The 11,859-nt window shown below is 57.4% G+C and carries 9 protein-coding genes; all 9 read left to right on the forward strand.

Annotation, left to right across the window (positions count from 1 at the left end):
* The first annotated feature begins 108 nt into the window (after window positions 1–108).
* The 9 genes from ACNJYA_RS08635 to ACNJYA_RS08675 all read left to right on the forward strand — a co-directional run bounded on the left by ACNJYA_RS08635 (window position 109) and on the right by ACNJYA_RS08675 (window position 11,443).
* Window positions 109–1,707, forward strand: coding sequence for an ABC transporter substrate-binding protein (locus ACNJYA_RS08635; RefSeq protein ID WP_439402503.1), 1,599 nt, complete (start codon window positions 109–111; stop codon window positions 1,705–1,707).
* Window positions 1,708–1,712: 5 nt separating this feature from the next.
* Complete coding sequence (locus ACNJYA_RS08640) at window positions 1,713–2,654, forward strand: ABC transporter permease (RefSeq protein WP_439402504.1); 942 nt, start codon at window positions 1,713–1,715, stop codon at window positions 2,652–2,654.
* 1 nt (window position 2,655) lies between these two features.
* Window positions 2,656–3,537: an ABC transporter permease gene (locus tag ACNJYA_RS08645; RefSeq protein ID WP_439402505.1), complete on the forward strand. Its 882-nt coding sequence runs from the start codon at window positions 2,656–2,658 to the stop codon at window positions 3,535–3,537.
* Window position 3,538: 1 nt separating this feature from the next.
* Window positions 3,539–4,531, forward strand: a complete 993-nt coding sequence (locus ACNJYA_RS08650; protein WP_439402506.1) for an ABC transporter ATP-binding protein — start codon at window positions 3,539–3,541, stop codon at window positions 4,529–4,531.
* A gap of 11 nt (window positions 4,532–4,542) precedes the next feature.
* Window positions 4,543–5,574, forward strand: a complete 1,032-nt coding sequence (locus ACNJYA_RS08655; protein ID WP_439402507.1) for an ABC transporter ATP-binding protein — start codon at window positions 4,543–4,545, stop codon at window positions 5,572–5,574.
* 388 nt (window positions 5,575–5,962) lie between these two features.
* Complete coding sequence (locus tag ACNJYA_RS08660; RefSeq protein ID WP_439402508.1) at window positions 5,963–6,976, forward strand: Ldh family oxidoreductase; 1,014 nt, start codon at window positions 5,963–5,965, stop codon at window positions 6,974–6,976.
* 470 nt (window positions 6,977–7,446) lie between these two features.
* The gene (locus ACNJYA_RS08665) at window positions 7,447–8,724 is read left to right on the forward strand and encodes an FAD-dependent oxidoreductase (protein ID WP_439402509.1); all 1,278 of its coding nucleotides are present in this window, start codon (window positions 7,447–7,449) and stop codon (window positions 8,722–8,724) included.
* Window positions 8,725–8,821: 97 nt separating this feature from the next.
* Entirely contained in the window at window positions 8,822–10,015 is a 1,194-nt protein-coding gene (locus ACNJYA_RS08670) for an ABC transporter substrate-binding protein (RefSeq protein ID WP_439402510.1), read from the forward strand.
* 69 nt (window positions 10,016–10,084) lie between these two features.
* Entirely contained in the window at window positions 10,085–11,443 is a 1,359-nt protein-coding gene (locus ACNJYA_RS08675) for a serine hydrolase domain-containing protein (RefSeq protein WP_439402511.1), read from the forward strand.
* Window positions 11,444–11,859: the final 416 nt, after the last annotated feature.

Consider the following 11,859-nt stretch of genomic DNA (forward strand, 5'->3'; position numbering starts at 1 on the left):
GGCGCCGCCCATTCGGCGGCTTAAGACTTCGCGCCTAGGTGCCGGAGCAGCACAAACTGTGCGGACAACATTGAGCTGCGTTGCAAATAGAACAGCAGGAAATGGACGATGACGATTTCACGGCGGAATCTTGTTAAAGCAGGTGTGGCCGCTGGAGCCTCTGTATTCACTGCGCCGATTCTGCGAGCGCAAACGATGCCGTCCCCTGCGCGGACTGTGCGTATGCGCGGTAGTAATGTTACCAACTTCGATCCATACGTTACGACCTCTTACGATACTGTTGACCACGCCTTGGCAATTTACGACATGTTGTTTGCCCTCGATTCCAAGTTTGTGCCGCAGCCGCAAATGGTGGGGAGGTGGAGCCTTTCAGATGACAAGAGGACTTACGCGTTCGAGCTCCGGGACGGCTTGGGTTTTCATGACGGCACCCCTGTCAGGGCTGCAGATTGTGTCGCCTCAATGCGCCGCTGGTTCCAGACGCCCGGCGGACAATTAGTCAAGGATCGGGCAAAGGACGTCTCGAAAACGGACGAAAGAACTTTCATAGTCGCGCTTAAGGAGCCGCTGCCGCTACTGATCGATCAGCTGGCCGAGCCCTTAAATTACCAGTTGTTTGTTATGCGAGAGAAGGATGCAGAACGCCCGCCGACGGAGCCGGTAACCGCGCGCGTCGGATCGGGGCCGTTCAAGTTCAACGAAGCGTTTTTCAAGCCGGGTGCAAGCTTCGTCTACGATCGCAATGAAAACTATGTCCCGCGCAAGGAGCCCCCCAATGGATTGGCGGGCGGCAAGGTCGTCAATGTCGATCGCGTCGTCTGGCACCTAATCCCCGATCAGCAGACCGCTGTGGCGGCCCTGCAATCGGGTGAGATCGATCTCCACACCTTGCCGGAGCCCAGTCTTTTCCCCCTGATCGAGAGCGATCCTAATCTGGTGCTCGAAGATCTCCACAAATCAGGCCTTAATTATATAGCGCGCATCAACTGCTTGCAGAAGCCGTTCGACAATGTGAAGGCCCGCCAGGCGTTGCTTCATCTGGTTGACCAGGAGGCGTTCCTGCGGCTTATCAACCCAAATCCAAAATACAATCGTACAATCACGTCGTTGTTCGGAACCGATACAGCCTATGTCAATGATGTAAATACCTCATGGCACAAAAAGGGGGGCGATCCGGGAAAGGCTAAGGAGCTTTTCAAAGAGGCCGGCTATGCCGGCGAAAAGATTCTTATTCTTCAACCAACTGACTGGCTCGCTGCTAACAACGTTTCGCAGCTCCTGGCGGCCGCATTGAGGAAGATTGGAGTCAATACCGAGCTTGTGCCGAGCACCTGGGCCGCGCTGGGCCCGCGCCGAGCTAAAAAGGATTCCGTTGAGAATGGCGGTTGGAGTATTTTCGTTACCACTCCCACTGATTTTAGTCTCAGCGACCCGCTCTCATCCTCGTGGATGTTCTTAAATGGCGAAAAGGGGTGGTACGGCTGGCCGAAGAACGATGAATACGAGACTCTTCGGGCTAAGTGGGCGGACACCGGAACGGTCGAAGAACGCAAGGCGCTGGCCCGCAAGATGCAGCAAATTTGGTGGGACACCGTCGGGTTCGTTTTCTTAGGGCAAACTAATCAGCCTATCGCGCGCCGCAAAACTCTGACCGGCCTCATCGGCGTGCCAGCGTACAACCCGATGTGGAACATGCAGAAAGGCTGAACGCAATGGGCGCTTACATCGTTCGCCGATTGATTTCGGCCACCGTCGTCATGGGGGTGGTTGGAATTTTCGTCTTTCTGCTGCTCAGGCTGGCGCCGGGCGACCCAGCGGCCATCATCGCCGGCGACATGGCCGCGCAACAGATGGTTGACGGCATCCGCGAACAATTGGGGCTGAACCAGCCGCTACCGGTTCAGTTTGTGGGTTGGGCGCTGGGGATCCTGAGCGGCAATTTCGGAACCTCGATTTTCGGCGGACTGCCGGTTCTCAAGTTGATCTCGCAGCGGCTTGAGCCGACCCTTTCACTTTCGATCATGACGATAGTACTTTCGGTTGCGGCCGGAGTATCATTTGGTGTCTTTGCTGCGTGGCGCGCCGGCGGCGTTGTCGATCGCATGCTCATAGCCTTCTCGGCTCTTGGCTATTCCGTCCCGGTGTTTGTGATCGGCTATTTCTTTATATATTTGTTCGCAATCGAAATGCGCTGGCTGCCGGTCCAGGGATATGTATCTATCGACCAGGGACTCGGTCTCTGGTTCGTGCATTTGATCCTGCCCACCTTGGCTCTGAGTCAATCCTATATTGCTTTCATTGCCCGGATCACGCGGGCGAGTATGCTCGAAGTTCTGTCGGAAGATTACATGCGAACGGCAGCCGCCAAGGGCGCCTCACTCTACTCCATGCTTTTTCACCATGCTCTTAAAAATGCGGGCGCGCCGATCCTCACGGTGATCGGCGTAAGCTTCGCCTATCTGATTGGTGGTGTCGTCATCACCGAGACTGTATTCAACATACCCGGTGTCGGCCGCTTGGTCGTCGATGCGGTCAACAACCGCGACTATCCCGTCATCCAAGGCGTGCTGATCCTCGCCTCGGGCCTGTATGTTCTTGTCAATCTTACCGTCGATCTTGCCTACACCCTGGTCGATCCTCGTATCAGGTATTGATATGACCACTCTCTCCGCGTCAGTTGAAGCCGTTCCGATGAGCCGGGTAGGGCTCTCCGATCTTCGCCGGCTGGCAAGTCGTCATCCTTTAGCTTTTGCGGGCGGCAGCCTTTTGGTGCTCGGGATCGTTATCGCGTTGGCCGCGCCACTTTACGCCAGCGATCCCGGGAACATGGATCCCTTCAAACTCCTCCAGTCACCTTCGGGCGCAATGTGGTTCGGAACCGATAACCTGGGGCGCGACGTCTTCGCGCGAACAGCGTTTGGCGCCCGGATTTCTCTGTTGGTAGGGTTGGTGTCGACGGCGATTGCGGCTTTGGCGGGCCTTCTCATCGGTGCTATCGCCGGTTACAGCCGTAGCTTCGATAATGTCATGATGCGAGTCATGGACGGATTGATGTCGATCCCTACGATTTTGCTGGCCATTGCCCTGGTGGCTCTGACGGGAGCAGGGATCGGCATCCTCATTGTCGTAATCGCAATCCCCTATATCCCGACCGTCGCGCGCCTCGTTCGTTCAGTGGTTCTGAGCGTTAGGGAGCGCCCCTATGTTGAGGCCGCGTTCTGTGGCGGTGCCCGCCTGCCGAAAGTACTCTGGCGCCATATCCTACCGAGCACTATCCCGCCCCTAATGGTCCACAGCGCCAACGTCTGCGCGGGCGCGATTCTGACGGAGGCAGCACTCAGTTTCCTGGGCGTAGGCGTGCCGCCGGATACCCCCAGTTGGGGCAACATGATCGCAAGCTCGCGCTTATACCTCTCTATTGCCCCGTTGACGGTTTTCGCCCCCGGCATCTGCCTTGCCATCACCGTGCTTGCCGTCAATCTGTTTGGGGATGGCTTGCGCGACCTGTTCGATCCTCGCACAAGGAGGAGGCGCTGACATGCGCATGCACAGCGACGTAGGGCATGACCTGCTTCTGGATGTGCACGAGCTGGAGACGCACTTTTATAGCGAAGACAGCGTCACCCGCGCCTTGAGCGGCATCAGCTTTCAGGTCAACCGGGGCGAGACGCTCGGCGTCGTCGGCGAATCCGGCTGCGGAAAGAGTGTCACTGCGCTTTCCATTCTTCGCCTGCTACCCAAGCTGACCGCCAAGACGGTTGGCGGCGAGATCCGCTTTCAGGGACGTGACCTGCTGAAACTGTCCGAAAGCGAGATTCGAAAGATCCGTGGCGACCGCATCGCCATGATCTTTCAGGAGCCGATGACGAGCCTGAATCCCGTTCATACTGTCGGTCGTCAGATTGCCGAAGCCGTGCAAATTCATACGAAAACCTCCCGTGTAGAAGCGATGGCAAAGGCGGAAGAGATGCTTGGCCTCGTCCGCATCGCGGACCCCGATCGCCGCCTGAAGAATTATCCTCATGAAATGTCAGGCGGCATGCGCCAGCGCGCGATGATTGCCATGGCGCTGGCCTGCTCACCGGAACTCCTGATTGCCGACGAGCCGACCACCGCCCTCGACGTCACCATCCAGGCGCAGATCCTGCGGCTGATCGTCGATCTGAAAGAGCGCATGGGAACGGCCGTGATGTTCATCACGCACGATCTGGGCGTTGTCGCCGAGACATGCCAGCGCGTGATCGTCATGTATGCCGGCCGGATCGTGGAGCAGGCGAATGTAACGGACCTGTTCGCACATCCTGCACACCCATATACCCAAGGACTGATGCGCTCGGTGCCCGATCCGCGGCGCGGCCGTAGACAGCACCTTCCGGAAATTCCCGGGATTGTGCCGACTCTGCGCGCGCCGATAGCCGGGTGCAGCTTTGCGCCCCGATGCCCTTTTGCAATCGGCAGGTGCCACGAACAGATGCCGTTAATGCGCAATCTGGGTCCGGGCCATGCTGCGGCTTGCTGGCGTTTCGAGTAGGTCGTGAGCCCATGAGCAATCCGCTGCTGAAAGTCGAGAATCTAACCAAGCATTATCCGGTCGCGACGGGCTTCCTGAAGACGACCGGCCCCGTCGTGCGGGCGGTCGAGGACGTCTCCTTCTCCGTCGCAGCCGGCGAGACGCTCTGCATCGTCGGCGAGTCCGGGTGCGGCAAGTCGACAGTCGCGCGGCTCCTGATGCGGATTGTCGAACCGACGGGGGGGCGCGTGCTGATCGAGGGTACCGACATTGCGAGCCTCGATGCACGTGCGCTGCGGGCGTGGCGCCGCCGGATGCAGATGGTCTTCCAGGATCCGTACTCGTCGCTCAATCCGCGTCTGACCGCGGGGCAGATCATCACTGAACCGGTCGAGAATTTCGAGCGCCTCAGCCGCAAGCAGCGCCAGGCGCTTGCAGCGGACCTCCTTCAAAAGGTCGGGATGCGGCCCGAAATGATGCATAGGTTTCCGTCCGAATTGTCGGGCGGGCAGCGACAGCGGCTCGGCATCGCGAGGGCGCTGGCGCTTGAACCCTCGCTCATCATCGCCGACGAGGCGGTCTCGGCGCTCGACGTCTCCGTGCAGGCGCAGATTCTGAATTTGCTGCTGGATCTGCAGCAGCAGATGGGCATCGCCTTTGTCTTCATCTCGCACGATTTGAACGTCGTGCAGCATATCGGCCATCGGGTCGCGGTCATGTATTTGGGCCGGGTCGTGGAACTTGCCACGTGCGAGGCGCTGTTCGCGAAGCCGGTCCATCCCTACACCGAGGCTCTGATCATGGCGGCGCCGGTGCCGGACCCGACGCGGAGGCGGTCTGAGGCCCCCGTAGAAGGCGAAGTGCCAAGCCCCATTAATCCGCCGAGCGGTTGCACATTCCATCCGCGCTGCCCGCTCGCTATCGAGCGTTGTCGCGTGGAAGTGCCGCCGTTCGCGTCATTGGTAGACGGGCGAGTCGTGGCTTGTCATGTACGCGCTCCGGTCTCGGACATGCAGGCTCAGAGGGCGATGGCCACCGATTCTTCTCTCAGTCCTCTGGCATAGCCATGGTCCTTCTGGCAAGTATCCGAAAGGCAACCTGGTATTTCGCCAGAGGGCGATTGTCTCGATCTGCCGGGGTTCTTCTCCGGGCGACGTACCCGAGGTGGGAGGCCGCATTCTGGTGTCATGGACGATTCCAAAAGCGACGCTAGCAACCACGCTTGATCAAGGTTTCGTCTCTATGCGCGGCAAGACCGAGCCGCGAAACTATTCTGTAGATGATGGAGTGAGATTGCGAAGTATGAATACAATGGAGCCGACACTCAGAAGTGACGCTGTGGTGAGCCAAGACAGCATGGTGCGCAATGATGGGCTGCATCCCTGGTTTGACCGGGATAATACGTCCTATATCGCTGAGTGAGCGCCATCATTTAAAGCAAGGAACGATCTGTTGACTGTTCAGTCTGGCAGCGTCGACGTTTCTGTGGCGGCGTTGAAGGGTCTTCTGGCGCGCGTGTTTGTGAGCAACGGCTGCTCCGCCACAACCGCCAGCATTCTCGCGGCCAATTGTGTGGAAGCCGAAGCGAGTGGCTCGCTCAGCCATGGAATATTCCGCGTAGACGGTTATGTTGCCTCTCTGCGTTCAGGCTGGGTTGATGGCGCGGCAGTGCCTGAAGTATATTTGAAAGGATCTGGCTATGTGTTCGTTGATGCAGGGAACGGCTTCGCGCAGGTTGCTTTGCACGCGGCGCGCGATCTTTTCGTTCAGCGCATTCGCGAAAACGGCGTCGCAATTCTATCGATACGTGGGTCGCATCATCTCGCCGCACTTTGGCCAGATATAACACCCTTCGCAGAGCAAGGGCTAATCGCGATCTCTATGGTCAATAGCTTTGGTTGTTCAATTCCGGTGGGCGCAAAGAAGCCACTTCTCGGAACCAACCCTTTTGCTTTCGCCGCGCCCATCAGTGGACAGGCTCCGCTGGTTTTTGACTTCGCTACGACGTCAATGTCCAATGGTGACTTGCAGCTTGCTGCTCGTAAAGGCCTTACGTTGCCGCCAGGAATTGGCGTTGACAGCAGCGGTGAGTCGACGACTGATCCGAATAAGATTCTCAATGGTGGAGCGCTCGTACCTTTCGGCGGGCACAAAGGGTCGGCGATTTCTCTGATGATCGAACTGATGGTTGCCGGGTTAACAGGGGGCAAGTTCTCTTCAGAAGTAGATTGGTCCGCTCATGCCGGCGCTCAGACACCACATACAGGACAGATCATCATTGGAATCGATCCTGCCTTTTCCGATGGCTTTTCCGATCGCAGCAATCAATTTATCACCATGCTCCGAGATGCCGGAATGGAAAGCTACCCAGGATTGCGTCGGTGGCGTATCGAGCACAAAGGATCCGTGACGATCTCCTCAGCCATGTTCGACAACTTGACTGAATATGCGATGGAAGTGAAATGATGATGGCGCACTGGAACATGTGAATCATAAGAAGTACCCGCTGATCGGTGTTACTGTTCAAAAGCTACGCAAGCAGTTCGGGCTGACTCTGAATGATCTGGCGCAACAATCGGACTTGTCCATTTTCGCCCTGTCGAAAACAGAGACCAGCCAAGTTTCGCAGACCTACGACGCAATCGTAGTCTTGCTACAGGGCTTGCTGTCGACGTATCCGAGCTACTTGGCAGCACCCCAACAAGGCTGACGCGGCGGGACGCTTCATCGTGACCGGCGAAGTCGAAGGAATTATGCAGAAGACGCCTCTACGAATATGAAATGCTCACCGCCCAGCTTTCAACCAGACAGTTCACGCCCTTTAGAGGCGAACTTCAAGGCTCGAGTGATCCGGCATTTATCTAAGGCAAGTCAGATGACGGTCCGGGCCGCGCAAGCGCGAGTGATTGTGGCATTGAAAGCATGAAGGTTGTTATATGAGTGGCGCAATTCGAACTGGCTCCGATCTGATCGCCGTGGTCGGCGCTGGCGTAGCCGGGATTATGACGGCATATGCCTTGGCGAAGCGAGGCCTAAATGTGGCTGTCTTCGATGCACTATCCGGTCCGGCCGAAATGTGCAGCCGCGCTAATGCAGGTATCATCGCTGTCGGTCATGCAAAGGCTTGGGCCGGACCGAGCGCACTTGGTTCCATGATCTGCGCTTTCGTCGGGCGAGACCCATCGGTCAAAGTAACCCTCCCAAGGGATCCAACGCTCTGGCGCTGGGGACTTGAGTTCCTGCTCAACTGTTCACCGTCGGCTCATCGAAAGAATACCAACAAACTGCAACGTCTGAGCCGCTATAGCCGTGATCTCGCTGCAGCAGCCGGAGCCGAGATGAACCTAATGCCGGAGATCCGGCATCAAGGAGCGCTCTATGTGTTTCAGGAACATGCGCAGTTCAGCAGGTATGTAAACTCGATCGAGGATCATGGCCGTGGCTCCGTCGAAGTCTTAGGTCGTGACGCATTGATCGCGCGAGAATCCGGGTTGTCCGGTATGTCTGACCTAGTTGGCGGACTGTTCAGCGCAACAGACTGCGTGGGTGATTGCCGCCTGTTTACCCAGCGCACCGCTGCCTATTTGACCAAAACACATAATGTAAGCCTGCATTTTGACACCCGTGTCACTGGATTCCGTCGCGCTAACGACATCATCGAGGCCGTACAAACGACTTATGGGGACATACCATGCGCAGCGGTCATCTTGGCGACAGGTGTCGAAACACCTGACTTGACGCATTCTCTCGGCTTTCGTCCCAACATATACCCAGTAAAGGGCTATTCCGGGACATGGAAGATCATCGATCCTGCTGGAGTGCCTACACTGCCCTATATCGACGAGACGAAACTATTAGCGGTAGCAACTTACAACGGAAGCCTCCGCGTGACGGCAATCGCGGAATTTGCAGCGCGCGAGCGATCTCTTTCGCAAGAAAGCATCTCGCACATAGCTGAATATGTGCGGCAATCCTTCGGGAATGCGGTTGATTTGGAAACACCTGAATACTGGGCTGGCCTGCGCCCTACCACTCCGGCAGGTCCTCCTTATCTGGGCCGAGTCCGCATGTTCAAAAATCTTTGGATCAACGCGGGGCACGGGCAGCTCGGCTGGACGATGTCTTTTGGCTGCGGTGAACTTCTAGCGCAGAGAATCATGGGCGAACAGACGTCACTAGAGAATGTGTCGGCCACAGCCCCCTGGCTTATGTGAATAGCAGGACGAAGTCTGTCTTCGATGGGGAGATGATCAGCGGAGAAGGTCAGACCAAAGTTGCTCGCACTCTGGAATGCTAAAAAAAGGTATCGCAATGGGCGCACGCGCAGACCAACTTACCAAGATTGGGACACCCCTAGATTATACGACAGGACTTCCGATAACGAGGCCGTATCATAATGGGCAGCGCGACTTCGTAGCATTATTCAACGCGCGAGGGCTAAGCGGCTTAAAGTTGGAATTGCTTGGTGGCGATCATGCAAATGACGATGCAAAAGGCATCGCCCTTTATGATCAGATGCGCAAACAAGGTGCGATTATATTCGATGTCAACTCTACAATCGTGGCGCAGGCGATTACTAGGCGCGCCATCAATGACAAAATCAACCTTATCACGCCGTTCAGCGGGCGGAGTGACGCAGCGGACGGACGAGCGTTCCCATACGTTATTCCGGCGTCTCCTACTTATTGGTCCCAAGCTGCGACAATGCTCAGATACATTACGACGGTGGAAGGAGGTTCCCTAAATGGAAGGAAGATCGGGTACTTGTCAGGCGCTTCCCCGACAGGGCTGGGTCAATCCACGCTACCACTTCTCGAGATGTTGGCTCGGAGATATGGTTTCGAGCTGAAGCCCATCCTTTACTCATCGAGCGGCGATCTAACATTAGCCCTTGACGAATATATTAAGTCCAAGCCCGATTGGACGCTAATGTGGGATGGTGGCGCGCTGAAAGTCAAGATCCTGCAATATGCTCTGAGCCAGGGCATTCCGGCCGATCGCATCGCTTCGATAATTTGGTTGTCAGAGGCCGATCTCAATCAACTTGGGTCTGCCGCTCTCGGTATGCTGAAATACGAAGGCGTTGCAACAGGAAGAGATGTTCCGCTGATCCAAGCGATCGAACGCGAGGTCCGTAGAGGAGGGTTAGGAAACGGGCCGGATGCAGATGTCGGTTCGACATTCTATAATATCGGTGTAGCGTCAATAGCGATTATTGCTGAGGGTGCGCGGCTAGCGTCAGGTCCGCACGCGAAACCGCTTACGGCTGAGAGCCTCAACGAAGGACTACGCTCGGTCAAAGGCTTTACCGCGGAGGGTCTGATGCCGCCGATCACGCTAACCCGGAACGATCACCAAGGAGGAGGAGCAGGCAGAGTATCACGGTGGACGAGCCATGGATGGGAATCGTTGACGGATTGGATTGTAAGCGATCAGGATCTAGTATGGCAACTTATTCACTCTTCGTCTGCAAGGTGTGATTTGGGTGTTCGCTGCTCCTCTTAGAGACGGGCATTCTTCAGCTGAACGAAGGCCCCAAACCTTAGTGTGACGATCCAGGAAGCCGATCATCGAATGACAGATCTGACTGCTCCTTTGTTGCTGTCTCATCGCGTCGACCCAGCACTGCTCGGCCAAGCAAGTATGGAGATGCAACGCGACGGAGTTCCCGGAGTTGCCCTCGGTGTTTACCATAGGGGCTGCGTCGGGACCGCTGGCCTGGGCGTAACGAACGTGCTTCATCCGCGACCCGTCGACGGCGACACCTTGTTCCAGATCGCGTCAATCACCAAGACTTTCACCGCCACCGCCCTTTTACAGCTCGCCGAGCAAAGGCGCGTCAACCTGGATGACCCGATCAGCGCCCACCTACCCGAGTTCACCGTCGCGGACCCGGAGGTCTCGACCTCTGTTACTATCCGCGATTGCTTGACCCACAGCTGCGGCTGGGAAGGAGACTTCTTCGAGGACACCGGTTGGGGCGATGACGCTCTGGCCGTCATGGTCGGCCGGATGGACAAGCTGGTCCAGGTCGCGCCACTCGGTCGGATATGGTCGTACAACAACGCTGCTTTCTATCCCCTGGGTCGCATCCTGGAGGTGCTACACGGCCGTCCCTATGAAGACGTGCTCAATAAGGTGCTACTCGCGCCTCTCGGCATGGACGGCGCCTGCTTCTTCGCCCAAGATTTGCTCCACCGGAACTTCGCCGTCGGGCATGCCGAGCGCGGCGGGCACACTGTGATCGCGCGGCCGTGGGCGATGCCCCGCTGCGTCAATCCGTCGGGCGGCGTTATAGCTAGCGCTGCGCACCTGATGCGCTATGCGCAGTTCCTGCTGGAAGGCGCTCCGGTGCTCGGCGACGCCCTGCGGTTAGCCGCCTTCGAGCCGGCCGGTCCGTCGACAGATACCCAGACGATTGGGTTGGGCTGGTGGATCGACGACATTTCCGGAGAACGGGTTGTCAGCCACACTGGCGCCGCCAATGGCCAACCCTGCTTCTTCGCAATGATTCCGTCGCGACGCTTTGCGCTCGCTGTGCTCACCAATGGGGCTAACGGGTGGATCACAGCGCAGCGGCTATTGGCATGGGCGATGCGAACTTACTTCGGCCTTGTCACGCCCGAGCCGCGAGCGCAGCAGCTCGCCGCTGTTGACGCTTGGCTGGGGACCTACGAGACACGCATTGAACGGCGCGTGCTGCGCCGTCAGGGAGAGCAGCTCGTGCTCGATCAGGTACCGCTGAAACAGTGGCTTGATGGTCTGGATCCGGCGGCGCTACCGCAGCACGGTACGGAGGTTAAGCCTATTGGTCCGGACGCGATGCTCATCGCGCCGGGCGAGCGTGCGCAGAGGGTTGGAACGGTCCTGCGCAATTCGGATGGCGATATCCGTTGGCTGCGTTTCAACCGACGGGCCGCACTGTGCAAATGAACTGAAAGAATCCGGCTCCGCCTGATCGCGAACGATCATCAGTGATGTGCATCGCAAACTAAGCGCGTTAGCCTATTGGTCAACAGCGAACGCGACGACCTCATCCTGCGCGAACTGAAAGCCCCGAATTTCGGATGCGAACAGATGGCGAAGCGGATGTTCGATTGGACATGGCAAATGAAGGTCGTGTTAGTCGAATTGAGATGATTGAGGCCGCGACAGAATGGGCGGTCAACGGAGCGACACGGATGGCGGAGGCAGGTAGGCGACGCTTGTTCACACGTGCGGCTAAACCAGCTGGAAGCTCTATGATGGGCGTCCGTTTCGGCAGGGATGCCTGCCGCTGTGCCTTTGTTCGCCTTCATACACCTTGAATGAGGTCATGCGCTTGAATCGGGCGCTGAGCGTCGCGGTAA

The organism is Bradyrhizobium sp. BLXBL-01 (assembly GCF_051853025.1).
GTDB lineage: Bacteria > Pseudomonadota > Alphaproteobacteria > Rhizobiales > Xanthobacteraceae > Bradyrhizobium.

Bases quoted from the DNA above. Each gene is read 5' to 3' on its own strand.
- ACNJYA_RS08645 (WP_439402505.1), top strand. From the start codon at position 2,656: ATGACCACTCTCTCCGCGTCAGTTGAAGCCGTTCCGATGAGCCGGGTA.
- ACNJYA_RS08635 (WP_439402503.1), top strand. From the start codon at position 109: ATGACGATTTCACGGCGGAATCTTGTTAAAGCAGGTGTGGCCGCTGGA.
- ACNJYA_RS08670 (WP_439402510.1), top strand. From the start codon at position 8,822: ATGGGCGCACGCGCAGACCAACTTACCAAGATTGGGACACCCCTAGAT.
- ACNJYA_RS08640 (WP_439402504.1), top strand. From the start codon at position 1,713: ATGGGCGCTTACATCGTTCGCCGATTGATTTCGGCCACCGTCGTCATG.
- ACNJYA_RS08650 (WP_439402506.1), top strand. From the start codon at position 3,539: ATGCGCATGCACAGCGACGTAGGGCATGACCTGCTTCTGGATGTGCAC.
- ACNJYA_RS08665 (WP_439402509.1), top strand. From the start codon at position 7,447: ATGAGTGGCGCAATTCGAACTGGCTCCGATCTGATCGCCGTGGTCGGC.
- ACNJYA_RS08675 (WP_439402511.1), top strand. From the start codon at position 10,085: ATGACAGATCTGACTGCTCCTTTGTTGCTGTCTCATCGCGTCGACCCA.
- ACNJYA_RS08655 (WP_439402507.1), top strand. From the start codon at position 4,543: ATGAGCAATCCGCTGCTGAAAGTCGAGAATCTAACCAAGCATTATCCG.